General features: G+C 70.0%; 20 protein-coding genes. 14 read left to right on the plus strand and 6 right to left on the minus strand.

Annotated features, from left to right (window positions below; genetic code table 11):
• Positions 1-119: 119 nt before the first annotated feature.
• The 3 genes from CYFUS_RS42755 (at position 120) to CYFUS_RS42765 (ending at position 4569) form a co-directional block, all read left to right on the plus strand.
• Entirely contained in the window at positions 120-2999 is a 2880-nt protein-coding gene (locus CYFUS_RS42755; RefSeq protein WP_095990453.1) for a 2-oxoglutarate dehydrogenase E1 component, read from the plus strand.
• Positions 2989-4212, plus strand: coding sequence for a 2-oxoglutarate dehydrogenase complex dihydrolipoyllysine-residue succinyltransferase (gene odhB, locus CYFUS_RS42760; protein ID WP_095990454.1), 1224 nt, complete (start codon positions 2989-2991; stop codon positions 4210-4212). Before CYFUS_RS42755 ends, odhB begins: the two co-directional genes overlap by 11 nt.
• Positions 4213-4362: 150 nt before the next feature.
• Positions 4363-4569 carry a cold-shock protein gene (locus CYFUS_RS42765; protein WP_095990455.1) on the plus strand — a complete coding sequence of 69 codons (207 nt, stop codon included), beginning with the start codon at positions 4363-4365 and terminating at the stop codon, positions 4567-4569.
• Between the two features lie 105 nt (positions 4570-4674).
• On the opposite strand, the gene CYFUS_RS42770 is transcribed toward CYFUS_RS42765, so the two are convergent.
• Entirely contained in the window at positions 4675-6918 is a 2244-nt protein-coding gene (locus tag CYFUS_RS42770; protein ID WP_420042664.1) for a DPP IV N-terminal domain-containing protein, read from the minus strand.
• Between the two features lie 48 nt (positions 6919-6966).
• On the opposite strand from CYFUS_RS42770, the gene CYFUS_RS42775 reads away from it, so the two are divergent.
• The 6 genes from CYFUS_RS42775 (at position 6967) to CYFUS_RS42795 (ending at position 11606) form a co-directional block, all read left to right on the plus strand.
• Positions 6967-7734 carry a UPF0489 family protein gene (locus tag CYFUS_RS42775; RefSeq protein WP_095990456.1) on the plus strand — a complete coding sequence of 256 codons (768 nt, stop codon included), beginning with the start codon at positions 6967-6969 and terminating at the stop codon, positions 7732-7734.
• Positions 7735-7925: 191 nt separating this feature from the next.
• Positions 7926-9743, plus strand: a complete 1818-nt coding sequence (locus tag CYFUS_RS42780) for a methyl-accepting chemotaxis protein (RefSeq protein ID WP_095990457.1) — start codon at positions 7926-7928, stop codon at positions 9741-9743.
• Positions 9744-9938: 195 nt separating this feature from the next.
• Positions 9939-10064 carry a hypothetical protein gene (locus CYFUS_RS54180; protein ID WP_269770178.1) on the plus strand — a complete coding sequence of 42 codons (126 nt, stop codon included), beginning with the start codon at positions 9939-9941 and terminating at the stop codon, positions 10062-10064.
• On the plus strand, positions 10061-10636 hold the full coding sequence (locus CYFUS_RS42785) for a DUF4166 domain-containing protein (RefSeq protein WP_095990458.1): 576 nt from the start codon (positions 10061-10063) through the stop codon (positions 10634-10636). The genes CYFUS_RS54180 and CYFUS_RS42785 overlap by 4 nt, the downstream gene beginning before the upstream one ends.
• Entirely contained in the window at positions 10633-11190 is a 558-nt protein-coding gene (locus CYFUS_RS42790; protein ID WP_095990459.1) for a hypothetical protein, read from the plus strand. The genes CYFUS_RS42785 and CYFUS_RS42790 overlap by 4 nt, the downstream gene beginning before the upstream one ends.
• Positions 11187-11606, plus strand: coding sequence for a hypothetical protein (locus CYFUS_RS42795; protein WP_095990460.1), 420 nt, complete (start codon positions 11187-11189; stop codon positions 11604-11606). Before CYFUS_RS42790 ends, CYFUS_RS42795 begins: the two co-directional genes overlap by 4 nt.
• Here CYFUS_RS42795 and CYFUS_RS42800 read toward each other — a convergent pair.
• Positions 11603-13339 (minus strand): BamA/TamA family outer membrane protein, encoded by a 1737-nt coding sequence (locus CYFUS_RS42800; protein WP_095990461.1) that lies wholly within the window; start codon positions 13337-13339, stop codon positions 11603-11605. The two genes, CYFUS_RS42795 and CYFUS_RS42800, sit on opposite strands and share 4 nt — an antisense overlap.
• Positions 13340-13484: 145 nt before the next feature.
• Between CYFUS_RS42800 and CYFUS_RS42805 the strand changes: the two genes are divergently transcribed.
• Positions 13485-13850, plus strand: a complete 366-nt coding sequence (locus CYFUS_RS42805; RefSeq protein WP_198316334.1) for a response regulator — start codon at positions 13485-13487, stop codon at positions 13848-13850.
• Here CYFUS_RS42805 and CYFUS_RS42810 read toward each other — a convergent pair.
• Both CYFUS_RS42810 and CYFUS_RS42815 read right to left on the minus strand, forming a co-directional pair.
• Positions 13847-14719: a cobalamin-binding protein gene (locus CYFUS_RS42810; RefSeq protein WP_095990462.1), complete on the minus strand. Its 873-nt coding sequence runs from the start codon at positions 14717-14719 to the stop codon at positions 13847-13849. The genes CYFUS_RS42805 and CYFUS_RS42810 overlap by 4 nt on opposite strands.
• 31 nt (positions 14720-14750) lie before the next feature.
• Entirely contained in the window at positions 14751-16019 is a 1269-nt protein-coding gene (locus tag CYFUS_RS42815) for an ammonium transporter (RefSeq protein WP_232537129.1), read from the minus strand.
• 261 nt (positions 16020-16280) lie between these two features.
• On the opposite strand from CYFUS_RS42815, the gene CYFUS_RS42820 reads away from it, so the two are divergent.
• The 4 genes from CYFUS_RS42820 to CYFUS_RS42835 all read left to right on the plus strand — a co-directional run bounded on the left by CYFUS_RS42820 (position 16281) and on the right by CYFUS_RS42835 (position 22407).
• The gene (locus CYFUS_RS42820) at positions 16281-17888 is read left to right on the plus strand and encodes a serine/threonine protein kinase (RefSeq protein WP_095990463.1); all 1608 of its coding nucleotides are present in this window, start codon (positions 16281-16283) and stop codon (positions 17886-17888) included.
• Between the two features lie 2 nt (positions 17889-17890).
• Positions 17891-20431 carry a TonB-dependent receptor domain-containing protein gene (locus tag CYFUS_RS42825; RefSeq protein ID WP_095990464.1) on the plus strand — a complete coding sequence of 847 codons (2541 nt, stop codon included), beginning with the start codon at positions 17891-17893 and terminating at the stop codon, positions 20429-20431.
• Positions 20428-21666, plus strand: coding sequence for a hypothetical protein (locus CYFUS_RS42830; protein ID WP_095990465.1), 1239 nt, complete (start codon positions 20428-20430; stop codon positions 21664-21666). The genes CYFUS_RS42825 and CYFUS_RS42830 overlap by 4 nt, the downstream gene beginning before the upstream one ends.
• Before the next feature lie 120 nt (positions 21667-21786).
• On the plus strand, positions 21787-22407 hold the full coding sequence (locus CYFUS_RS42835) for a response regulator (protein WP_232537130.1): 621 nt from the start codon (positions 21787-21789) through the stop codon (positions 22405-22407).
• A 10-nt stretch (positions 22408-22417) separates the two neighbouring features.
• Here the strand turns inward: CYFUS_RS42835 and CYFUS_RS42840 are convergent, their stop codons facing one another.
• Positions 22418-23035 carry a sulfite oxidase heme-binding subunit YedZ gene (locus tag CYFUS_RS42840; RefSeq protein ID WP_095990466.1) on the minus strand — a complete coding sequence of 206 codons (618 nt, stop codon included), beginning with the start codon at positions 23033-23035 and terminating at the stop codon, positions 22418-22420.
• 5 nt (positions 23036-23040) lie between these two features.
• Positions 23041-24051: a protein-methionine-sulfoxide reductase catalytic subunit MsrP gene (gene msrP, locus CYFUS_RS42845; RefSeq protein WP_095990467.1), complete on the minus strand. Its 1011-nt coding sequence runs from the start codon at positions 24049-24051 to the stop codon at positions 23041-23043.
• Position 24052 lies beyond the last annotated feature (1 nt).

Genomic DNA, 24052 nt, shown 5'->3' on the forward strand with positions numbered 1-24052 from the left:
CCGCGCATGAAACCTGCTGTTCCCGGGGAACTCAATCGTAGGGGCGAGCGAGGGCACTCCCAATAAATCTTGCCGAAAACCCCCCAACGGGGCGGCCTTCCAGTAAAAGGCAGCACGCCATGGCGAATTTCCAGGACTCGTATCTTTCTGGCGGAAACATCGACTTCATCGAGGGGCTCTACGCGCGCTACCTCGAGGACGCATCCAGTGTGGACTCGAGCTGGCGCGAGGTGTTCGAGCGCACCAACGGCGCCGGCCGCCCCATCTTCAACCCCACTCCCATCGAGCCCCCCGCCCCCGTGGTGCCGGGCAAGGACGCCAAGGCCGGCAAGGCAGCCCCCGCCGCCGCCCAGGCGCTCGCCCCGCAGACCCGGCCCACGGTGGCCTTCGAGCAGGACATGAAGCTGCAGGCCCGGGTGGATCAGGCCATCTCCGCCTTCCGCCTGCGCGGCCACCTGCGCGCCAACCTGGATCCGCTCCGCCGTCCGCGCCCGCCCATGGAGCACGTGGCCGACGTGGGCATGGCGGACGACAAGCACTTCTCCGCCACCGAGCTCGAGCAGATGGTGGAGAGCTCCAACGTCTTCCCCGAGGCGCGCGTCAAGCTCAAGGAGCTGCTCGGACGGCTGCGCCGCACGTACACGGGCTCCATCGGCGTGGAGTTCATGCAGATGCTCGACAGCGAGCGGCGCCGCTGGCTGATGAAGCGCATGGAGTACACCGAGAACCGCACCGAGTTCCCGGCGGCGGAGCAGCGCCACATCCTCGAGAAGCTCTCCTACGCCGAGGGCTTCGAGAACTTCCTGCACACCAAGTACATCGGCGCCAAGCGCTTCGCGCTCGATGGCGGCGAGGCGCTCGTGCCCATGATGGACGCGCTGCTCGAGGTGGGCGGCGGCATGGGCCTCAAGGAAGTCGTCATCGGCATGGCCCACCGCGGCCGGCTCAACGTGCTGACGAACATCCTGGGCAAGAAGCCGGATCAGATCTTCAGCGAGTTCGACGGTCCGCAGGATCCCAAGAAGCACATGGGCCGGGGCGACGTGAAGTACCACATGGGCTTCAGCTCGGACCACACCACGCGCGGCGGCCAGGGCATCCACCTGTCGCTGGCCTTCAACCCCAGCCACCTCGAGGCGGTCAACCCGGTGGTGGAGGGACGCGTGCGCGCCAAGCAGGATCGCAGCGGGGATGGCTCGCGCACCCGGGTGATGCCGGTGCTCATCCACGGCGACGCGGCCTTCATCGGCCAGGGCGTGGTGGCCGAGACGCTCAACCTCTCGCGGCTGCCGGGCTACGAGACGGGCGGCACCGTGCACCTGGTCATCAACAACCAGGTGGGCTTCACGACGGACCCCGAGGAGTCGCGCAGCTCCATCTACTCCACCGCGCTCGCGCAGATGCTCGACGTGCCCGTCTTCCACGTGAACGGGGACGATCCCGAGGCGTGCGTCCACATCGGGCGGCTGACGGCCGAGTACCGGCAGACGTTCAAGAGCGACGTGGTCGTCGACCTCGTGTGCTACCGGCGCTACGGGCACAACGAGGGCGATGAGCCGTCGTTCACCCAGCCGGAGATGTACGAGATCATCCGCAAGCACCCGACGGTGCGCACGCTCTACGCGCAGCAGCTCGCCAGCCAGGGCCGGGTGTCCGCCGAGGAGGCCGAGGCCCTCAAGCAGCGCTGCATGCAGGAGTTCGACGCGGCGCTCACCCGCGCCCGCGCGGAGAGCCAGTTCAAGGAGCCCAACGCGCTCGACGGCCTGTGGAAGCCCTACAAGGGTGGACCCGAGGCGGGCGTGCCCGAGGTGCGCACCGCGGTGGACAAGGAGAGCCTGCGCGGCACGCTCGCCAGGCTGGCCCAGGTGCCCGAGGGCTTCAACGTCCACCGCGACGTGGAGCGCACGGTCATCAAGAAGCGCCAGTCCATGGTCCAGACCGAGGAGCTGCAGTGGAGCGAGGGCGAGTCGCTCGCCTACGCCACCCTGCTCTCCGAGGGCTACACCGTGCGGGTGAGTGGTCAGGACGTGGAGCGCGGCACCTTCAGCCACCGCCACGCCGTGCTCCACGACGTGCAGACGGGCAAGGAGTACGTGCCGCTGCGCCAGTTCCCCACGGGCAGGGCCCACTTCGACATCCACAACAGCCCGCTGTCGGAGATGGGCGTGCTGGGCTTCGAGTACGGCTACAGCCTGGACGTGCCGGACGGCCTCACCATCTGGGAGGCCCAGTTCGGCGACTTCGCCAACGGCGCGCAGATCATCATCGATCAGTTCATCGCCGCGGGTGAGAGCAAGTGGCGGCGGCTCAGCGGCATCACGCTGTTCCTGCCCCACGGCTACGAGGGCCAGGGCCCCGAGCACTCCAGCGCCCGGCTCGAGCGCTTCCTGAACCTGGCGGCCGAGGACAACATCCAGGTCGTCTACCCCACCACGCCCGCGCAGATCTTCCACCTGCTGCGCCGCCAGGTGCTGCGCCCCCTGCGCAAGCCGCTCGTGGTCATGTCGCCCAAGAGCATGCTGCGTCTGCCCGAGGCCACCAGCAAGCTGGACGAGCTCGCCACGGGCTCCTTCCAGGAGGTCATCGCGGACAAGGTGGACCCCGCGGGCGTGACTCGGCTGCTGTTGTGCTCGGGCAAGGTCTACTACGACCTCGTCAAGGAGCGCGACGCGCGCAAGGACACCTCCATCGCCATCGTGCGCGTGGAGCAGCTCTACCCCTTCCCCTTCGACGAACTGTCGGGCCTGCTGGCGAAGATGCCCAAGCTCACCGAGCTGTTCTGGGTCCAGGAAGAGCCGCGCAACTCGGGAGCCTGGCACTTCATCTTCCCCCGCCTGCACGACCTCGTCGCCACCCGGGGACAGAACCCGGTGAAGTTGGGCTACATCGGCCGCGCGGAGGCCGCCAGCCCCGCCACCGGCTTCACCCAGACGCACAAACTGGAGCAGCAGCTCATCGTGGAGGAAGCCATCCTCCGAGGAACCAAGAATGGCCGTTGAATTGAAAGTCCCGCCCCTGGGCGAGTCCATCACCGAAGCCGTCGTCGGCAAGTGGAACAAGAAGAAGGGTGAGTCCGTCTCCGTGGACGAGCCCCTCGTCGTCCTGGAGACCGACAAGGTCACCATCGACGTGCCCGCCCCCGCCGCCGGCGCCATCGCCACCATCGCCTTCAAGGAGGGCGACAAGGTGCGCGTGGGTGATGTGCTCGGCACCATCGAGGCCGGTAGCGGCGCCAGCGCCTCGGCTCCCGCGCCGCAGCAGGCCGCCGCTCCCGCTCCCGCTCCCGCCGCCGCGCCCGCTCCGAGCGCCACCGCCGACACGCGCATCACGCCCACCGCCCGGAAGATCGTCGAGGAGAACAACCTCGACGTCTCCCAGCTCAAGGGCACCGGCGCCGGCGGCCGCATCACCAAGGAGGACGCGCTCGGTCAGCTCAGCCGTCCGGCCCCTGAGGCCACCGCTCCCGCGCGCGCTCCGGCTCCCGCCGCTCCCTCCGGCCCCCGCCCCCGCGCGGACCGCGAGGAGCGCGTGAAGATGACGCCCCTGCGCCGCCGCGTCGCCGAGCGCCTGCTCCAGGCCCAGTCCAACGCCGCCATCCTCACCACCTTCAACGAGGTGGACATGGGCGAGGTGATGGACCTGCGCAAGCAGTACAACGAGAAGTTCCAGGCCAAGCACGGCGTGAAGCTCGGCTTCATGAGCTTCTTCGTGCGCGCCGCCATCGAGGCGCTCAAGACCTTCCCCCAGGTCAACGCGGAGATCGAAGGCGAGGACGTCGTCTTCAAGCGCTACTACGACATCGGCGTGGCGGTGAGCGGCTCGCGCGGACTCGTGGTGCCCGTGCTGCGCGACGCCGACACCCTGTCGCTCGCGGACATGGAGAAGAAGATCGGTGACTTCGGCGTCCGCGCCAAGAACGACAAGCTCACCCTGAACGATCTGCAGGGCGGCACCTTCACCATCTCCAACGGGGGCACCTTCGGCTCCATGCTCTCCACCCCCATCCTCAACCCGCCCCAGACGGGCATCCTGGGGATGCACAACATCGTGGAGCGCCCCGTGGCCCGCAACGGCCAGGTCGTCATCCGGCCCATCATGTACCTCGCCCTCTCCTACGACCATCGCCTCATCGATGGCCGCGAGGCGGTGCAGTTCCTCGTGCGCATCAAGGACTGCATCGAGGATCCCACTCGGCTCCTGCTGGAAATTTGAAACAACGTCAGACGCCACTAGTCTGGAAAACAGGGCAACCGACTGGACAGCCGATCGGCTGCCCGCCAAAAATATCCAGAGTCACCCGACGGACGGGGGACGGGCAACGAACCGGTCTCACCGAGACCGGTTCCTGACGAGGAAGCATCAATGGCAACTGGCACCGTGAAGTGGTTCAACGACGCGAAGGGTTTCGGATTCATCGTGCAGGACTCGGGTGGTGAGGACGTGTTCTGCCACCACACCGCGATCAACATGGATGGCTTCCGCACCCTCGCCGAGGGGCAGAAGGTGGAGTTCGAGGTGTCGCGCGGCCCCAAGGGCCTGCAGGCCCAGAACGTGCGCGCCACCACCTGAAAGCCCCCAGCCACTGCTCACGGCAGATGGACTGAAGACAGAAGGCCCGGCCCCTCGACAGAGGAGCCGGGCCTTCTGCTTTCGCGCGCACGCGGAAGAGGTCGCCTACTTCTGGAGGTGGCGCTTGAAGTGGCCCATCACCCACTCGTACTGGCGCTGGGTGACGAGCGGATCCGGTACCATGTGCGTCAGCCCGCTGAGCGGCAAGAACTCGTGGTACTTGCCCGCACGGAAGAGCGCGTCGGACAGCTTGAGCGTGTGGAAGAAGTACACGTTGTCATCCGCGGTGCCGTGGATGAGGAGCAGCGGAGAGATGGGCTTGTCCGCGTCGCGCGCGTAGGTGAGCAGGGAGCTCTTCTCGTAGGCCTCGGGGTGCTGCTGGGGCAGCCCCAGGTAGCGCTCGGTGTAGTGGGTGTCGTAGTCGAGCCAGTCCACCACGGGCGCCCCGGACACGGCCGCCTTGAAGACGTCCGGACGCTTGAGCGCGGCGAGCGCGGCCATGTAGCCACCAAAGCTCCAGCCCTCGATGCCCACGCGCGACTCATCCACCTCGGGCACCGCGGCGGCGAGCGCGTGGACGGCGTTGGCCTGGTCCTCCAGCGTCACGCCGGAGAAGTCCAGGTGCACCGCGCGCTGCCACTGCGCGCCCCGCAGCGGAGTGCCCCGGCCATCGAAGCGGGCGATGAGGTAGCCCTGGTCCGCCATCCACTGCGACAACAGGTGCGGCGCCATGCTCTTGTGGACGACGGTGACGGTGGGGCCCGCGTACACCTCGACGATGACGGGCAGCTTCTCCCCCGGCTTCGCGTCACGCGGGCGCACCAACGAGGACTGGAACATCAACGGGCCCAGCTCGCGGAACTCCACGCGCGGCGTGAAGGGCGGCTCCACGGCCACCGAGGGCAGCTCCCCCACCCGCGAGCCGTCCGCGCGCGCCACGTAGGTGCGCGGCATCGACGTGAGGCTCGAGTGGGTGAAGAGCAGCAGCGCGCCCGACTTGGACACCGTCCCGGTCTCGACGGCCTCGCCCGCGGTGCCCGGACGCACCTGCTCCGGAGCCCCGCCGTCCTTCACGCGCCACAGGTAGCTCTCGGAGGGGTTGGGTCCGCCGTTGAAGTAGAGCACGCCCTCCTTCTCCAGGTAGCGCACGAACTCGCGCAGGCCCGCCTCCGGCTTCACGAGCGAGCGCGTGAGGGAGCCATCCGCGCCACGCAGCTCCACCTCGGGACCGCCGTTGCGCTCCGTGTACCAGAGGAAGCCCGAGCCATCCTCGAGCCAGTGCGGGAACGACTGATCCAGCTCGAGCCAGGCGTCATCCTTCTCCGTGAGCAGCTCGCGCGTGGTGCCGCTGGCCGGGTCCACCGCGAGCAGCTTCTGCTCCGTCTGGGTGCGGTTCTGCACGAGCAGCGTGAGCGGCCCCTTCTTCGGCCACACCACCGTGGCGAGGTACGGGTAGGCCTGCGCGTCCCACTTCACCCAGACCGTGTTGCCTCCCGACACGGGGATGACGCCCAGGCGCACCCTGGCGTTCTCCTTGCCCGGGCGGGGATAGGCGGGGGTGTCCGCGCCCCGCTCGGGGTGCATCACGTCGATGAGCGAGAGCTTCTCCACGCCCGAGGTGTCCGACTCCGTATAGGCGATGAAGCGCGCGTCCGGGCTCCACCACCAGCCGGAGTAGCGGCGCATCTCCTCCTGGGCGACGAACTCGGCCAGGCCATGGGTGAGCAGGGGCGAGCCCCCCTTGGTGACCTGGCGCTCGGTGTTGGAGGCCAGCTCCAGGCGGTAGACGTCGTTGTCGCGCACGTACGCCACGTGCTTGCCGTCCGGGGAGAAGCGCGGATCCACGATGCCCTCGCCCGTCTTGAGCTCCAGGGACTTTCCGCTCGCGCGCTCCACCAGGTAGAGCTTGCCCGACAGCGGCACGAGGATGTTCGAGCCGTCCTCGGACAACTGGTACGAGGTGAAGCCCCGGGCGCTCACGCGCATGCGCTCGCGGCGGGCCTTCTCCTCGGGAGACAGGGTCTCCTCGGCGCCCTTGAGGATGGACTCGGGGGTGAGCACCTCCCGGGCCTCGCCGCTCGCCACGTCGAAGGCGAACAGCGTCTGGATGGGCGCGCGGGGCTGACCGCGCAGGAAGAGCACGGTCTTCTCGTCGGGGGTGATGCGGGCCGCCAGGGGACGGCCACTCATGAAGCGGCGCGTCTCGGCGTAATCACGCAGGAAGGAATCGGTGGCGGAGGGCATGGGCTTGGTCGGGGGGTGCTGTTTCAGTGCGGGAGCGCAGGAGACGAGCAACGCGGCGGCGAGCAGGAGTCGCATGGGAGCAAGGCGCATGGGAAGCAGGGCCATTCTTCCTTTGGGAGGAAAGGCGCGCGCAGCCTACACTCCCGTCGGCTCATGGACGATTCCCAGCGACACCTGCGTCTGGCGGGCATCATCCGGCTGGCGCTCGGTGGCGGGCGGGGGCCGAGAGACGCCTACGTGTTCGATCCACACCGCCTCGCGCTCCCCGCCTGGGCCTGTGCCCTGGGCGAGGACGGGCCTCCGGCGCTGCTGGTGACGTTGGACCGGCACCTGGATCTGGTGGTGCCGGCGACGCCCGCGGCGGTGCCGGATCGCTCCGCGGGACTGCGCGCGCTCGATGAACACGCGCGCTGGCACCTCGACGTGCGCAACTACGATCACATCCTGGCGGCCATGGAGGCGGGACTCGTGGGCGATGCCCTGGTGCTCGCGCGGGCAACTCCTCGCGGCGCGTCCACGGCGGAGCACTACGTCGACACGCGGGGGCGCTCGCACCGCCTGGTGGTGGTGCCCACGGTGGACCGGGCGGCGGAGGCCTGGGCCTCGCCCGCGCCGGGAGACCGCGTGCGCGAGGTACTCGAGGCCGCCGAGCGGGTGCTGCTGGACGTGGACCTGGACTGCTTCACGAGCCTGAGCGACGCGGACCCCACCACCGTGCTGCCCTGGCCCCGGGAGATCATCCGGGAGTACCTGCTCCCACCGGACTCGGAGTGTTTCTGGGAGGCCGTCCTGAGCCGCTGCGTCGCGCTGACCCTGGCCCGGGAGCCCCATCACTGTGGGGGACTGCTCGCCTCCGGCAGGCTCTTCCAGGACGTGGCCGAGGTGCTCTTCCGCGAGTTGCTGCGCACCCAGCCCCCCTGACACCCTCTCCGAGCCCTGTTCGGGCCCGCCTCCAGAAGCCCTCCTTTTTGGAGCCCCCGACCCAGCTGGCGACCAAGTCGGGACTTCCTGGTTAACATCCGCCTGGCAGCGGAGTATTCAAGCAGCCATGGGAGGCCCCGGGCGCGTCCCTGTCTTCCCCGCCCCTCTCTCTGGGAGAATGACCCGGTCTCATGAACGGCTCACACCCGCAGACGGTCATCCCTCCGCAGCTTCCTCACCGGGTGTTCCTCGTCATGGCGACGTGGAGCGTCCTCTTCTCGCCCGTCACCGCCTACCTGTTCGCGCTGGCGCTCGGGTTGTCGGCCGAGGAGATGTCCTGGAGCCTGCGCTACCTGCTGCCCCTCTTCATCCTGCTGGGCTCCGTGGGCGTGCCCTGGCTCATCGCGTTTCCGCAGCTCCAGCACAACCTGGGCGCGCGCCCCGGGGAGGAGCCCCACCACTACCTCGTGCGCCTGTACAAGCTGCCCTGGAAGCTGTCGTTGCTGTGCGGCCAGGGCAGTCAGCTGCTCGGAGGTCTGCTCTTCAGCCTGATCCTCCTGGTGCGCTTCCACAAGGATCCGCTCCTGCTCGGGGCCGAGTGCCTCATCGCCGTCACCCTGGGGTACGCGATGGCCCTGCCCGCCGCCCTGCAGATCGAGGCGCTGTTGATGCCCGCGCTGCTCGAGGAGAGGGATCGGCTGCGCCTGCGCACCCAGAGCAAGGGCCCCTCCTGGATGCGCCAGAGCTGGCATCTGCCCTTCACGATCGGCTCCGTCGTGGTGAGCGCCCTGCTCATCATGGGCCTGCTGCTCGTCACGCAGACCGTCGCGCTGCGCGATGCCCAGATGAAGGCGCTGCTGGACGACCCGACCCTCTCCGCGGCCCAGGCCGAGCGGATCGCCCAACACCTGGGCGGCTTCGTCGACAGTCAGGCGTCCCTGTTGGGGCCTCCCCTGATCGCCCTGGGACTGTTCGCCCTGATCATGTCCATGTTCACCACCTGGATGCTGGCCAGGCGCCAGTCCCAGGCCACCACCGCGCTCCGGGCGGCCATCCAGGGACTGGCCAATGGGGCTCCGGTGGCGCCCGCCTGGGCCTCCACCGATGAGCTGGGCGATGTCGCCACCGAGATGGCCCTCGCCCTGGACAAGCTCCAGGAGATCCCCACCCGCTTGCAGGCCTCGGCCAGTCTGCTGCTCGCCGCGAGCACCGGGCTCGGCTCCGCGAGCAACCAGCAGCGCCAACGCCTGTCGGAGCAGGCCGCCGTGCTCCAGCAGGCCCAGCTCACCTCCGAGGAGATCCGCACCACCTCCGAGCTCGCCTCCCACAAGGCCGAGAGCGTGATCAGTGTCGCCGGCCACGCCGAGCAGCTCGGCCAGTACGGGGAACAGGCCCTCGAGCGCACCCTGATGGGGTTGAGCACCATCGGCGACTTCGTGGATGGCATCCGCGGCAAGGTGCTGCGCCTGCAGGAGAGCGCCACGCAGATCGCCCACATCGCCGTCACCGTGAAGGACCTGGCCGACCAGTCGCACCTGCTCGCGCTCAACGCCTCCATCGAGGCGGCACGCGCGGGGGACCAGGGCGCGGGCTTCGCCGTGGTCGCCAGTGAGATCCGCAAGCTGGCCGATCAGACCATCCGGGAGAACGCCCTCATCCGCAAGAGCCTCCTGGACATCGGCACCGCCATCCGGGACGTGGTCTCCATGAGCGAGCAGGGCGCCCTCCAGGTCGAGGGCGGCCTCGAGCGCGTGAGGACCTCGGGCAACAACCTGCGCGAGATGTCGCTCATCATCCAGGAGAACGCCGCGGCCGTGCGGCAGATCGCCGCCGCGGTGAACCAGCAGAACGCGGGCATCACCCACATCTTCAACGCCATCGCCCACCTGTCCTCCGGCATGGACGAGACGATGAAGCGTCTGGACACGACGCTGCAGGCCACCGAGACGCTCCAGGCCGTCACCCGGGAAGTGACGGAGATCGCCCGCCGCTACCAACTCCACCGCTAAGCCCTCCCAACTCATGGGGCGGGACCCATGACGAAGCGCCCGAGCAAGATGCCCAGGACGGTGGCAGATCGGCCAGCGCGTCCACACGGAGGTACTCGAAGAGCGCCGCGCGGAGTACGGGGCCCAGATTGTCTCCGCGGTGGGGAGACAATTGGAGGCGCGCAGCGCGACACCCAAACGCAAGGGGAACAAGAAGTGACGACGGCTCTGTCGCCCATCATCGTCTCGCACCTCGAGAAGGCGGCCACCGACAACGGCTTCGAGCAGGAACTCGACCACGCGGGCACCCGCGCGGGCCTTCCGAGGGGGGAGGTTCCATGATCGCCGCACCCGCCGTCGCAGAGGCACTTGAACCGCCCTCGCTCTACGCTCGACTGCTGGGCCCGGACTGGCAGCGGCTGCCGCCCCGGGTGCGCCAGCTCCACTCCGAGGGCCTCGCCCGCGGGCGCTTCCACGTGCGCCGGGCCCCGGGGCTCCTCGCCGCCCTGATGGGATGGCTCTCGCGGCTGCCCCCCGCGGGCGAGGACGTGCCCACCCGGCTCGTGGTCCGGCGCGAGGGCGCCACTCAATTCTGGGAACGCGCCTTCGGCGGCCATGCGCTCGTCACGAGCCAGCACGCCTGGCCCGGGGGACTGCTCGCGGAGCGGCTCGGCGCCGTGGCGTGTGTCTTCCGCCTGCGCGTCGAGAGCCGGGGTCTGCGCTACGAGCAGGTGGGCGCCTGGGTGTGCCTCGGTGCCTGGAGCCTGCGGCTGCCGCGTCTGCTCTCGCCCCGCATCGAGGCCGAGGCCCTCGACGCCCCGGAGGGAATGCGCGTGCACGTGCGCATCGGAGCGCCGCTGTTGGGCCCGCTGCTGTCCTACGAAGGTTGGGTATGCCCCGAGGAGACTCCATGAGCACGGCGCTGTGGCTGCTCGCCGTCCAGGGCGTGCTGGGCGCGTTCGACACGCTCTACTACCACGAGTGGAAGGCCCGGCTGCCCGCGCACGTCCCCGGCACCCGCCCCGAGCTGCTCCTGCACGCCGCACGCGACTTCTTCTACGCGCTCCTCTTCGGCACCCTGCCCTGGCTCGCGTGGCGGGGCCTCTGGGCCGCCGTGCTCGCGCTCATCATCGCCGCGGAGATCCTCATCACGCTCGCGGACTTCGTGGTGGAGGACCGGGTGCGCCGGCCACTCGGAGGAATCCTTCCCGGCGAGCGCTGCACCCACGCGGTGATGGGCATCCTCTACGGCGCGGTGCTCGCCCACCTCCTGCCCGCGCTGCTCGACGCCTGGCACCTGCCCACCCAGCTCGCCCTCGCCCCCGTCCCCCTCCCCGAGCCCCTGCGCGCCCTGCTCGGACTCATGGCGGTGGGCGTGTTCGGCTCGGGCATGCGCGATCTCGCCGCCGCGCTCGGAGTGCCGGGAAGCCACTGGCCCTGGCCCGCCCAGCCCGAGGTCCGACCGTGAAGCGGCGTGCCTTCCATCGCGCCGTGTTCCTCCTCGCGGCCGTCTACAACCTCCTCTGGGGACTGCTCGCGGCGGTGGACCCTCAGTGGCTCTTCCGCTTCGCGGACATGCCGCCGCTCAACCAGCCCGCCCTCTTCGCCTGCCTGGGCATGGTCATCGGCGTGTACGGCCTGCTCTACGCCGAGGTGGCCCGGCGGCCGGAGCACGGCTTCGCGCTCGCGGCGGTGGGCCTGCTGGGCAAGGTGCTCGGGCCCATCGGACTCGCGGGGCTCATCCTGCGCGGAGAGTGGCCCCCGGCGACGCTCGTGCTCTGCCTCACCAATGACTTCATCTGGTGGGTGCCCTTCTCGCTCTACCTCTGGGACGCGTGGCCCGGCTACCGCCGCACCTTCGCTCCCGAGGCACGCGAAGGTTAGAGGGGCGAGTCCAGGAACGAGGGCCGGAACTCCGTCACCTGGCCACCGCTGAAGGAGAAGCGCCCACCGACGGGAGGGCGCTCGCCATTGAGGACGTAGCCGAAGTCGAGGCGGAACGGGAAGGTGTTGAACTGGGGGAAGAGCAACCGCACGCCCAGCCCCACCGTGTGCACGACGCTCGGCGCCTCGTCGAACGCCGTGCCCGCGTCGTAGAAGAGCACGCCGCCCAGGTGCACCGTGTAGAGCACGAGCGGCCGCGTGCGGTACTCCAGGTTGAGCAGCGCCATGCGCTTGCCCGAGTACGCCTCGGGGGACGCTCCGCGCAGGCCGTTGCCACCCCCGAGCAGCAGCACGCGCTCGTTCAGGTCATCGCGGTTCACGTCCAAGAGGGCCCGCGCCACGAAGCGGCCCCCGAGTACCTTGGGAGACACCTGCTGCACCTCCGTGGCCCAGCGGCGGTTGGCCCACTCGCCCCCGGCCGCCCCACCGAGCCAGCGGCGGATGGAGGCCGCGGTGACCACGCTGGTGAGCGCATCCCCCAGGCGCACGCGGTAGCGCGCGGTGACGCCCACCTCGGCGAAGCTGCTGGAGGAGGCGAGGAGCGCGGGCGCGTAGCGCGCCGTGGCCGTGACGTAGGGGCCCACCTGGAAGTCCTCGGAGAGGGCGTAGGTGTCCACGTCGCGCATCACCTCGTAGCGCGTCTCCCAGAAGCGCGCGTAGGCGAGCACGTACGTCGCGTCCTCGCTGCGCGGCAGCAGGGTGTCGCGCAGCCACGCCCGCCGCGCCTCGTCCAGATCCGCGTCCGCCGGAGCCCCATAGCGCCGGTGATACACGCCCAGCCCTCCGCCCGCGTCCAGCTTGAAGCGCGAGCCCCAGGAGCGCAGGTACAGCGTGCTGCCACTCACCTCGCGAGCGTCGTAGACGTAGGGCACCGTACCGCCCTCGGGATAGGGCAACTGCCACACCTCCGCGCCCCGGAAGACGCGCACCGGCTGCACGCGCCACACCACCTGTGCCTGGAAGCTCCACGGCGTGCTCAACGAGTACAGGGGCCGGGACAGGAGCACGCTGCCTCGGGAGCCCTCGGGCCGGCCCGAGCGCGCGAGGATGAGGGCGGCACTCTCGGTGAGCGACCAGCGACTGCCCCCCAGGCGCGGGTCCACGTACGTCTGCCCGAGGCTCAGCGAGTCGCGGCGCAGCTGGAAGTCCAGCGCGACCTTCTTGTTGAGCCCGAGGAAGTTCTGCTCCGTGGCCTGCAGGCGCAGTGACTGCACGAGCGCGCCCACCAACTGGAAGTCCTGGTTGAGCCGCAGCGACCACAAGTCCTTGGTGATGACGAGCAGGGACACGCCGTCGGGCTCGCGGCCCCGCACGGCCACCACCCGCACCACCGCGAAGATGCCCAGGCGTCGCAGGTTGCGCGCCGTCTCCAGGGCGAGCGTGGGCGAGTACGGCTCACCCGGCGTGAGGAGCACCTCGCGCCGGATGACCTGCTCGCGCGTGCGCACGTGGAACACGTTGAGCAGGGACGGGTACGGATCGCTCGCGGCGACGACGTCCTCGCTCGCCACCTCCACGGACTCCAGGCGCTTGCCCTCGGGCGCCGGCTCCAGGGTCCACCCGTGCTGCTCCAACCCCCAGCGCACGAGCGCGTCCTCGTAGCCCTCTGCTCCCACGGGGGGATCCGCCATCAGCAGGGACGCGGCGATCAGGGCGGGCCAGACGGACGGCATGTTCTCATCCTGTCACGCTCCCTCCTCACCGAATACGGTAGTGAACAGCTCCAGGCCCCGGGGGGTCAGGGGGGATTCCCCCAGGGGTCCAGAATGGAGACAGTGGGCGCGCCGAGAGTGGGTCTCCGCAAGGTCCGGACGCAAAGTGAAGATTCTCCTGGTAGAGGACAACGAGGACATCCGCGAGGGATTGACCGACCTGCTGGAGAGCGAGGGCTACTCCGTCATCGGCACCGCTTCGGCGGAAGACGGCTTGGAGCGCCTTCGCACCGAGGTCTTCCACCTCGTCATCACCGACTACATGCTGCCCGGCGAGAACGGTGGGTGGATGCTGGAACAGGCCGAGCGCGAGCAGCGGCTGCGTGACACGCCCGCGGTGATGATCACCGCCCACCCGCGCGTCAAACCGCCCCCGGGCGTGCGTCTGGTGCACAAGCCCCTGGACATCGATGACTTCCTGCGGCTGGTGGACCACGCCGTGCGTCCGCCTCCGCGCGCCGTCGGCGCCTAGCGCGGCGGCACCCGGCGCAGCTCGCCCGGGCCGGGAGCCGGAAGCGGCTCGCCCCGGGCAATCGCCTCCACGATGCGCGCCAGCTCGTCCACTCCATCCGTCAGGGCCGCCGGTCCCGGCTGGAGGATGATCGGGCTCTTCACCTCGTAGAGCTGGTCCTCCACCACCGCCGTCACGCGCTCCCAGCCGGGCCGGGAGACGATCTTCTCGCGCTTCGCCTTGCGGCCACACCAGCTCGCGATGACGCCCTCCGGATCCCTCCGGGCCACCTCGGCGGGCTCGAAGATGCGGCCCTGGGCGTCCTGGCGCTGGCGCGACTCGCGGCACACGTCCTCTCCGCCCACCAGCTCCACCAGCTCCGAGCACCAGCGGATGCCGGAGATGAGCGGCTCGTGCCACTCCTCGAAGAAGACGCGGGGCCGGCGCGGCAGCCGCTCGGCGGCCTCGGCGTGGCGCGCGAGGTTGGCCTCGAGCTCCTCCGCCAGCCGCTCGGCCCGCTCGGCCAGTCCCACGAGCGCGCCCACCACCCGCACCGTCTGGAGGATCTCCGCGAGGGAGCGCTGGTTGAAGAGCACCACCGGCACCCCGCGCTTGCACAGCTCGCGGCCGATGTCCGCCTGCAGGTCCGAGAAGCCCAACACCAGATCCGGCTTCAGCTCGAGGATGCGCTCGAAGTTGGCGTCCAGGAAGGAGCTGACGCGCGGCTTCTTGCGCGCCTCGGGGGGACGCACGGTGAAGCCGGAGACGCCCACCACCCGGTCTCCCGCGCCGATGCGGTAGAGCGTCTCCACGGTCTCCTCCGTCATGCACACGATGCGCTCGGGGTAGCGCGGCGCGGAGGAGAGCAGGGCCTTGAGCCGATCCGTCATGGGGGCCGAGTCTAGCCCGGCCCCCCAGGGCTCACGAGGTGTATGCGGCCTCGCCGTGCTGCGTGGAGTCCAGGCCCATGCGCTCCTCCTCCTCGGAGACGCGCAGGCCCACCAGCTTGTCCACGAGCTTGAGCACCACGAGCGTCACCACCGCCGTGTAGGCGCCCACTGCCAGCACCGCCAGCGCCTGCTTGCCGAGCAGCACGGGGTTGCCCTGGAGCAGTCCGTCGGCGCCCGCGGGGTTGAGCGCCTGCTGGGAGAACACACCCACTAGGAGCGCGCCGAGCAGACCGCCCACGCCGTGCACGCCCCACGCATCCAGCGAGTCGTCGTAGTGCAGCTTCTCCTTGAGGAGCACCGCGCCGTAGCACACCACCCCCGCGATGATGCCGATGGCGAGCGAGCCGCCCGGCGACACGAAACCCGCCGCCGGGGTGATGGCCACCAGGCCCGCCACCAGGCCGGACACGAAGCCCAGCAGCGTGGGGCGCTTGCGGAAGAACCACTCGGCCGCCGTCCACGAGAGCGCCGCCGCGCCCGCCGCCACGTGCGTGGTGACGAAGGCCAGCGCCGCCAGCGGCCCCGCCGACAGCGAGCTGCCCGCGTTGAAGCCGAACCAGCCGAACCACAGGAGCCCCGCCCCCATGACGGTCATGGGCAGGTCATGCGGGATGAAGCGCTCGCGCCCGTAGCCCAGGCGCTTGCCCACGTAGAGGGCACAGATGAGCGCGCTCAGGCCCGCCGTCCAGTGCACCACCGTGCCGCCCGCGAAGTCGAGTACGCCCAGCTTGAAGAGCCAGCCGCCCTCGGCCCACGTCCAGTGCGCCACCGGGTCGTACACGAGCGTGGTCCACAACAGCGTGAAGAGCACGTAGGCGCTGAAGCGCATGCGCTCCACGAACGCGCCGGAGATGAGCGCCGGGGTGATGATGGCGAACTTGAGCTGGAAGGCCATGAAGACCAGGTGCGGAATGCTGCCCTTGGGCTCCAGCGACACGTTGTTGAGCAGCAGGTAGTCGAAGCCGCCGATGAAGCCCCCGTGCGACTTGCCGAAGGCCAGCGAGTAGCCGAACAGCACCCACTGCACCGTCACCAGCGCCAGCGCGAAGAACGAGTACATGAACGTGGCCAGCACGTTCTTGCGCCGCACCATGCCGCCGTAGAAGAGCGCCAGCCCGGGCGTCATGAGCAACACCAGCGCCGAGGCCACCAGCATCCACGCCGTGTCTCCCGAGTTGGCCACGGGCTCGGCCGCCTGGGCATGCGCCAGCCCGGACGCCAGCACACCGACCACCGGCACGAGCGGCCGGATTCCTCTCATTCCTGAAGCATTCGCCATGGAGGGACAGCGTGCCGTGACGCAACGCGCAAGTCCAATCTCCCGTGCATGAATCCGCGAAGAGCAACCCATGACGCGCCGCAACAGGCGTGGGGGTGGAACCGATAATCTCCCGAAGCGCCGGGTTTTCGAGCGGTTCGCTTCTAGTGCTAGCATCCGGTACAACACACGTTTTCTGATTTACACCCGCCCCGTACCCCCCACCGGCGGAGGGCATCGCGCATGATTCACAGTGGCACCCAGGCGCAGAGCGCACCGTCCGACCCCGGAGACCCCCTGCTTGGGCGGGTGCTCAACGACAAGTTCCGCATCCTGGAAGTACTCGGCTCGGGGGGCATGGGCCGGGTGTACAAGGCCATGCAGTCACCGCTCGAGCGCCTGGTCGCGCTCAAGGTGCTCAACCCCCAGTACAGCGAGGGCAAGGATCCCGGCTTCCAGAAGCGCTTCTTCATGGAGGCGGCCGTCACCTCCAAGCTGCGCCACCCCAACACCGTCACCATCATCGACTACGGCAAGACGGACGATGGGGTGCTGTACATCGCCATGGAGTACCTGGAGGGACAGACGCTCGCGCACCTGTCCGCCCAGGTGGGCGCACTGCCGTGGATGCGCGTGCTCAACATCGCCCAGCAGGTGGCGCGCTCGCTGCGCGAGGCCCATCGCGTCGGCCTCATCCACCGCGACCTCAAGCCCGCCAACATCATGGTCCTCAACCAGGAGGACGACCATGACGTGGTGAAGGTGCTCGACTTCGGCCTGGTGAAGTCCTTCCTGCCCGAGCGCGAGCGCCCGCCCAACGCGGAGATCACCCAGGCGGGCGTCATCCTCGGCTCGCCGCTGTACATGGCGCCCGAGCAGGCGCGCAACGTGTCGGATCCGCGCAGCGACGTGTACTCGCTGGGCGTGGTGCTGTTCCAACTGCTCGTCGGGCGGCCCCCCTTCCACTCCCCGCAGAGCATCGACATCATCTTCAAGCACATCAACGAGGCCCCGCCCACCTTCTCCTCCGTCTGGCCCATGCACGACGTGCCGCCGGAGGTGGAGGCCCTGGTGATGCGCTGCCTCAACAAGCGCCCCGACGAGCGCTTCCAGTCCATGGACGAGGTGCTCGAGGGCATCCGCCGCGCCGCCTCGGCCGCGGGCTTCAGCGGCGCCTTCTCCTCCTCCTCGCCGTCCCTGCTCACCGGCAACGGCATGAGCGCCGTGCCCAACACGGGCAGTGGTCCCTTCAGCGGACCGCGCACCGGGCCCCTGCCCGTGCCGAGCACCTCGGGCGCCAACACCCTGTCGCTGGGCGACTCCGCGCCCGCGACCACGGCGGGCCCCCGGCGCACCCTTCCCCTGGCCCTCTTCGCCATCTCGCTGCTGCTGGGCCTGGGCGTGGTGGCGGCGGTGAGTCTGCGCTCGCCCGAGCCGAGCCAGGCCCCCGCCGCCGTGGCCCGCGCGCCCGAGCCCGCGCCCGCCGCCCCGGAAGAGGCCGTGGAAGAGGATGAGCTCGCGCCGCTCGTGCCCACGAGTGCCACCCCCGCCCCCGCTCGCATCCAGTTGCTGCTCGGCAGCGTGCCGGAGGGCGCGACGGTGACCTACGAGGGCGAGGTGGTGGGACGCACGCCGCTGGAGCTGTCCGTGCCGCCCGATGCGCGGGGCCACGCGAGTGCCAACGTCACGTTCTCGCTCGAGGGCTACCAGCGCGCCACCGCCGTCGTTGGCGGTGAAGGGCCGGTGGTCCGTTTCAACCAGAAGCTGCAGAAGCAACAGCAGAAGAAGAGGAGCGGCCCCCGTTCGTCGGCGGGCAAGGACTCCTCCGGGTACAAGGACGACCCCTACTGAAAATGGTGAAGAACCCGACCGCCCTGAAGCGAGCCGGCACGCTGGCGCTGTTGTTGTGCGCGGGCACGGCCCTCGGCGACCCCCGCCTGGAGGCCCGCCGCCACTTCCGCAACGGAATGAGCCTCATCTCCCAGGGCAAGTACGACCCGGGCATCGCCGAGCTGCTGGAAGCCTACGCCATCAAGCCCCACGCCAACGTCCTCTACAACATCGCCCGCGCCTACCAGGACGCGGGTCGGGTGCCCGAGGCCGTGGAGTACTACCGGCGCTATCTCGACGCCTCGCCCCCGGACGCCGCCCGCGTGCGCACCACGCTCGCGAAGCTCGAGCAGTCGCTCCAGGAGAACCCCGAGGCCAGCGCGCAGGCCGGCGCGGCGGCCCCTCCCACGGGGAAGCCCGGGCTGCCGCCCATGCCCATCGCCCCCGGCCCCGAGGCGGCCCGGTCGCTCGCCGCGCTGGTGGAGCGCCTGGAGAAGGCCATCGCCCGCGCCGAGGCCCTGCCGGAGTCCTCCGCGGCCGCCCCTTCCGCGCGGCCCTCGTCGGAGACGCCCTCCGCGGGTGACGCGACCAGGGCCTCCACCGAGGACGAGGGCGCGGTGCCCTACGAGGAGCGCGTGGTGACGGCCAGCCGCCGCGCCCAGTCCTCGCTCGAGGCGCCCAACGCCACCACCGTCATCACCGCCGATGACATCCGCCTGTCGGGCGCCACCACCGTGCAGGATCTGCTGCGCCGCGTGCCAGGGGCCGAGGTGATGACGATGGGGGCGGGCAGCGCCAACGTGTCGCTGCGCGGCTTCAACCAGCGCCTGGCCAACAAGGTGCTCGTGCTGGTGGACGGGCGCACCGAGTACCAGGACTTCCTCGGCATGACGCTCTGGTCCTCGCTCCCGGTGGAGCTGGACGACATCGAGCGCATCGAGGTCATCCGCGGCCCGGGCAGCGCGCTGTACGGCGCCAACGCCATGCTCGGCGTGGTCAACATCATCACCCGCGCTCCGGGCACCGGCCCCCGCGCGCGCTTCCAGGGCCACATCGGCACCGGCAACATGGCCGGAGGCCACTTCGTCACCCATGGCGGCGCGGGCCCGCTGCACTACCGCGCCTCCGCGGGCTATTCGCAGGCGGACAAGTGGAGCCGGGACTTCGCCGAGGATCGTCCCGACATCGTCATCCAGGACCCGGAGAAGAACCTGGGCGTGCGCAGCGCGCGCGCCACCCTGGCCACCGTCTACCAGTTCAAGCCGGGCACCGAGCTGGGCCTGTCCGGCGGCGTCAACCAGCTCTACACGGAGGCCTACCCGCCGGGCGCCCTGCGCAACTTCTACGTGGACGGGGTGACCGGCTTCGTCAAGGCGGACGCGAACCTGGGCCCCCTGAAGGTGAAGGCCTTCTGGAACACGCTGTCGGCCGACGCGGGGCCGCAGTACCAGGCCCACGGCCAGCGCCCGCTCGCCACGCGCATCGACTCCAACATCTTCAACGCCGAGCTGCTCTACAGCCACAACTTCTCGCTGCTGGGCGAGCACCAGGTGAACGTGGGCGTGGAGGGACGGCTCAAGCGCGTGAACTGGGACTACCTCGTGACGCTGCGCGAGGAGCTGCACGCCGCCGCCTTCATCCAGGACGAGTGGCGGATCGCCGAGCCCTTCCGCATCATGGCCTCCTACCGCGCGGACCGGCACCCGCTGCTGGACAATGGCCAGCCGGGCCTGGCGCACTCGCCCCGCGTCTCCGCGCTCTACATGCCCCTCGAGGGCCATGCCTTCCGCGCCAGCGCCGCCTCCGCCTTCCGCGAGCCCACCTTCCTGGAGAGCTACGCCGCGCTCGCCTTCCCGGTGCCCGGCGTCAACGGCGCCAACCTGCTCACCCAGGGCAGCCGCACGCTCAAGCCCGAGCGGCTGCTGGCCTTCGAGCTGGGCTACCGCGGCGAGGCGCCCCGGCTCGGCATCGACTGGGACGTGGCCCTCTACCAGAACACCGTGTACGACCTCATCCAGCTGTCCGCGGTGCAGTCAGCGACGGCGAACGACTCGTGGGACACGACCACGGGCACCTACCTGCTGGGCCGCTCGTACTTCCAGAACGAGGCGGCCGTCTACACCGCGCGCGGCGCCGAGGCCGGCGTGACGCTCGCCCCGGTGGACGGCCTGGGCATCAAGGTCACCGCCGCCTTCCAGAACCTGACGGCCGAGGGCGAGGACGGCCTGTGCGGCCCCTGCACCCAGGCGCCCCAGGTGAAGCTCTACGGCGGCGTCACCTACCGCACGCGGCAGAACCTGGAGCTGGGCCTGGACGTGGCCTGGTCCTCCGCCACCCAGTGGGTGGAGCGCGAGCCCGCGGCGGACGAGCCCACCCGCATCGACGCCATCGCCAACGCCCTGCCCTCCTACGCCGTCATCAGCGCCCGCGTGGGCTACATGCCGGTGAAGGACAAGGTCTCGGTGGCCCTCGTGGGCACCAACCTGGGCCCGCCCCATTCCGAGCACCCCTTCGGCAACCGCATCCAGCGCCGCGTGCTCGCCCTCCTGACGGTGACTCCATGAGCGCCCTTCGCCCGACCCTCCGCTGGGGGCTCGTCCTCGCGGGCCTGCTGTCCCTCCACTGCGATCCCCCGCCCGTCGAGGCCACCGCGGATTACCGCCAGCGCCAGAACCTGTCGCGCATCGAGGGCCAGGTGGTGGTGCAGGGCCGCGTGCGCGGCAACGCCATCGTCCTGCTCTACGACGCCGCCCGGCCACCGCCGCCCCAGGGCACGGGCCGCCCGCTGAGCTTCACCGTCATCCCCCAGGAGCGGCTCTTCGGCCCGGCGGACGACACCTCCGCGGGCCCCTTCACCGCGCCCTACACCTTCAGCCTCGTGGCCCCGGGGCGCTACCTCGTGCGCGGCTTCATCGACGCGGACACGTGCCGCACCAACCCCCAGCCCTGCCACACCCCGGACTTCATCCCCTGGTACACCGTCACCGGCGAGCCCAACGCCGGGGACATGGGCGGCGCCGCGGTGGACCCCGTCACGCGCGTGCCCCGCGTGCTGGAGCTCGCCAAGAACGCGGACGACACGCTCCCCGCCCTCACCGGCGTCAACGTGCTCTTCGGCGAGACGAGCACCGTGCCCGTGGATCGCCCCGTCTTCTGGGTGGACAGCTCTCCGCGCTTCGAGCGCTCCGCGAGCATCAAGCTGCTGGATCTCAAGCCGCTGCCCATCCACCAGGGCGCGGTGGACCAGCGGCCCGCCGCCATGCTCGTGCGCTTCGTGGACGAGGACCAGAATGGCCAGCCCGACGACGCCAACGGCGACGGCGTGCCCGACCTCTGGCCCCGCGTCGTGGTGCGCAAGCTCGCCGAGGGCGAGTCGCTCACCGAGGCGCAGCGGCTCGCCGACGAGAACGACCTGGACCGCAACGGCGTCCTCGATGCCGAGGGCGCGGAGTACCCGCGGTTGGAGGGACTGGGAGATGGACTGCCGGACCTGGTGGTGCTCGCCGCGGGACTGGACACCACCGTGCTCAACGCCATGCGCAAGCCCGACGGCTCCTGGAACATGGGCCCCGTGTTCGTGGAGTCCCTGCGCGTCGTCGTCCAGGCCCGGGCGTTCGACGCGCGCAACCCCCAGCAGCCCCAGCCCCTGCGCGCCGTGCCCTCCGGACGCTACGCCCTCACCCTCATCCACTTCACCGGCCAGACGTGGCGCGTGCCCAACGAGCTGTCCCCGTCCGTGGCCACCGCCAGTGGCCTGCCCGAGGTGAAGAGTCAATCCTTCGTGCTCGAAGTTCCCTGAGAACACGGATTCCCCGCCCCTCGCACCTCACAGGACTTTGACTTCGGGGTGACCGTGGGCGAACATCACCACCTGGTCTGGTGGTGTGTGGGGGGGGGGGATATTGCATGGAGATGCTCAATGAAGTCGGCCACCGTTGTGCCTGAAGTGATGGCGACGTCCACGTCACGTTCCACGTCGATCTCTCCCGAGTCGGCGCGTCCCACGGGTGCGTCCGGGGGCGCGGTGACCCGTCCCGGCATGCTGCCCGAGACGCCGCGGCCCTTTGGCACGCTCAACGCCGAGACGGCGCGCGCCTTCGCCGTGGCGGCCCACGAGACCCGCCCCTTCGCCCGTCCCGAGCCGGGCGTGAAGCCCCAGCGCGTGCTGCTGGTGGACGACAGCCGCTCCATCCGCACGCTGCTCAAGATCTACCTGATGGCGCGCGCCTTCGAGTACATCGAGGCGGAGTCGGCCGAGGCGGCGCTGGCGGAGTTGGAGAAGCAGCCGGTGGACCTCATCCTCACCGACTTCCACATGGACGGGATGAACGGGGCGGACCTCGCCGCCGCGGTGCGCGCGCACAAGGACCCGAGGGTGACGCGCACGCCCATCCTGATGATGACGGGCGACGCGAACGCGGCCGAGGTGCGCAACAAGGGCCAGAAGGCGGGCATCAACGCCTTCGTGCGCAAGCCGGTGAGCTGCGCCCAGCTCATGACGCTGGTGGACACCATCCTCCCGGCGCCGAAGAAGGAATAGCCCCAGCGCCTCAGGGGGCCGACAGAGCCGCGCGAGCCCTGCGCTTGCGGACGGCCTCGGCCAGGCGAATGGCGAAGAGCAGCGCGAGCACCCCGCCATAGACGAGCGGCTCGGTCACGTCCTGCTTCACCCGCCACACGAAGTGCACCACCCCCAGGGACACCGACACGTAGACGAGCCGGTGCAACCGCTGCCAGCGGGGAAAGCCCAGGCGGCGCACCATGCGCTGGGTGCTGGTGACGGCCAGGGGCACGAGCAGCACCAGCGCCAGGAAGCCCACGGTGATGAAGGGCCGCTTCGCGATGTCCTCGACGAGGGCGCCCAGGCGCAGGCCCTGATCCACCGCCACGTAGACGAGGAAGTGCAGCAGCGCGTAGCCAAAGCCGAGCAGGCCCAGCAGCTTGCGCACGCGCGGGGGCCACGTCCACCCGGTGACGAGCTTGAGCGGCGTACACGCGAGCGAGGCCACCAGGACGATGAGGGCGAGCATCCCCGTCTGGTTGAGCACGCGCTCGATGGGATTGGCGCCCAGGGTGCCGTGCGCGAAGTCGAGCAGCATCAGCGCCAGCGGAGACAGGCCTCCCACGAGGAAGGCCGGCTTGAGCCAGGGAAGCGGGGGCGAGGCCATGGGCGTCAGTAAGACTTTCGCAAGTCCATGCCCGTGTAGAGGCTCGCCACCTGCTCGGCGTAACCATTGAAGGGCAGCGTGGGACGGCGGCGCAGCTCGCCGATGCGGCGCTCGGTGGCCTGGCTCCAGCGGGGATGCGCCACCTGGGGATTCACGTTCGCGTAGAAGCCATACTCGCGCCCGTTGGCCAGGTTCCACGTGGTGGGCGGCTCCTTCTCCGTGAGCGAGATGCGGACGATGGATTTGATGCCCTTGAAGCCATACTTCCACGGCACCACGAGCCGCAACGGCGCGCCGTTCTGGTTGGGCAGCACCTTGCCGTACATGCCCACCGCCAGCATCGCGAGCGGGTGCAGGGCCTCGTCCAGACGCAGCCCCTCGACGTAGGGCCAGTCGAGCGTGTTCGCGCGCTGGCCGGGCATCTGCGCGGGATCCTTCAAGGTGGTGAAGGCCACGTACTTCGCCTTGCTCGTGGGCTCCACGCGCCGCAGGAGCCCCGCCAGCGGAAAGCCCAGCCACGGAATCACCATGGACCAGGCCTCCACACAGCGCATCCGGTAGACGCGATCCTCCAGGGGGAACCAGGACTGCATCGTGTCCAGGTCCACCCGCTGCGGCTTGGCCACCTCGCCGTCGATGACGACCGTCCACGGGCGCGGCTTGAGCGTGTGCGCGTTCTCGGCCGGGTCGCCCTTGTCGAGGCCGAACTCGTAGAAGTTGTTGTAGGTGGTGGCGTCCTCGTAGGACGTGGGCGTCTCGTCGGTGTCGTAGGGACCGCGGGGCCGTTTCGGCTTGGGCACCTCGCCCGCGACCGTGGGAGTCGAGCCCTCGAGTCCGCCCCCGCCCCCTCCACCACCACCCCCGGAAGGCCGGCGGCTGAGCAACTGGAGACCCGTGCCCACGGCGGCGGCCGTCCCCGTGAAGAGCGCGGCGCCCTTGATGAACTCGCGACGGCGCAGATACAGCGACTCGGAGGTGATCTCGGAACCAGGGGGCTCGGGAGGCAGGTGGCGCATG

This window comes from Cystobacter fuscus (genome assembly GCF_002305875.1).
Taxonomy (GTDB): domain Bacteria; phylum Myxococcota; class Myxococcia; order Myxococcales; family Myxococcaceae; genus Cystobacter; species Cystobacter fuscus_A.

What these genes read in the sequence shown, in the direction of transcription:
- CYFUS_RS42780 (WP_095990457.1), top strand. Translation starts at nt 7,926, where the DNA reads ATGAACGGCTCACACCCGCAGACGGTCATCCCTCCGCAGCTTCCTCAC.
- CYFUS_RS42810 (WP_095990462.1), bottom strand. Translation starts at nt 14,719, where the DNA reads ATGACGGATCGGCTCAAGGCCCTGCTCTCCTCCGCGCCGCGCTACCCC.
- msrP (WP_095990467.1), bottom strand. Translation starts at nt 24,051, where the DNA reads ATGCGCCACCTGCCTCCCGAGCCCCCTGGTTCCGAGATCACCTCCGAG.
- CYFUS_RS42835 (WP_232537130.1), top strand. Translation starts at nt 21,787, where the DNA reads ATGAAGTCGGCCACCGTTGTGCCTGAAGTGATGGCGACGTCCACGTCA.
- CYFUS_RS42830 (WP_095990465.1), top strand. Translation starts at nt 20,428, where the DNA reads ATGAGCGCCCTTCGCCCGACCCTCCGCTGGGGGCTCGTCCTCGCGGGC.
- CYFUS_RS42785 (WP_095990458.1), top strand. Translation starts at nt 10,061, where the DNA reads ATGATCGCCGCACCCGCCGTCGCAGAGGCACTTGAACCGCCCTCGCTC.
- CYFUS_RS42765 (WP_095990455.1), top strand. Translation starts at nt 4,363, where the DNA reads ATGGCAACTGGCACCGTGAAGTGGTTCAACGACGCGAAGGGTTTCGGA.
- odhB (WP_095990454.1), top strand. Translation starts at nt 2,989, where the DNA reads ATGGCCGTTGAATTGAAAGTCCCGCCCCTGGGCGAGTCCATCACCGAA.
- CYFUS_RS42820 (WP_095990463.1), top strand. Translation starts at nt 16,281, where the DNA reads ATGATTCACAGTGGCACCCAGGCGCAGAGCGCACCGTCCGACCCCGGA.
- CYFUS_RS42800 (WP_095990461.1), bottom strand. Translation starts at nt 13,339, where the DNA reads ATGCCGTCCGTCTGGCCCGCCCTGATCGCCGCGTCCCTGCTGATGGCG.
- CYFUS_RS42775 (WP_095990456.1), top strand. Translation starts at nt 6,967, where the DNA reads ATGGACGATTCCCAGCGACACCTGCGTCTGGCGGGCATCATCCGGCTG.
- CYFUS_RS42840 (WP_095990466.1), bottom strand. Translation starts at nt 23,035, where the DNA reads ATGGCCTCGCCCCCGCTTCCCTGGCTCAAGCCGGCCTTCCTCGTGGGA.
- CYFUS_RS42825 (WP_095990464.1), top strand. Translation starts at nt 17,891, where the DNA reads ATGGTGAAGAACCCGACCGCCCTGAAGCGAGCCGGCACGCTGGCGCTG.
- CYFUS_RS42770 (WP_420042664.1), bottom strand. Translation starts at nt 6,918, where the DNA reads ATGGCCCTGCTTCCCATGCGCCTTGCTCCCATGCGACTCCTGCTCGCC.
- CYFUS_RS42790 (WP_095990459.1), top strand. Translation starts at nt 10,633, where the DNA reads ATGAGCACGGCGCTGTGGCTGCTCGCCGTCCAGGGCGTGCTGGGCGCG.
- CYFUS_RS42755 (WP_095990453.1), top strand. Translation starts at nt 120, where the DNA reads ATGGCGAATTTCCAGGACTCGTATCTTTCTGGCGGAAACATCGACTTC.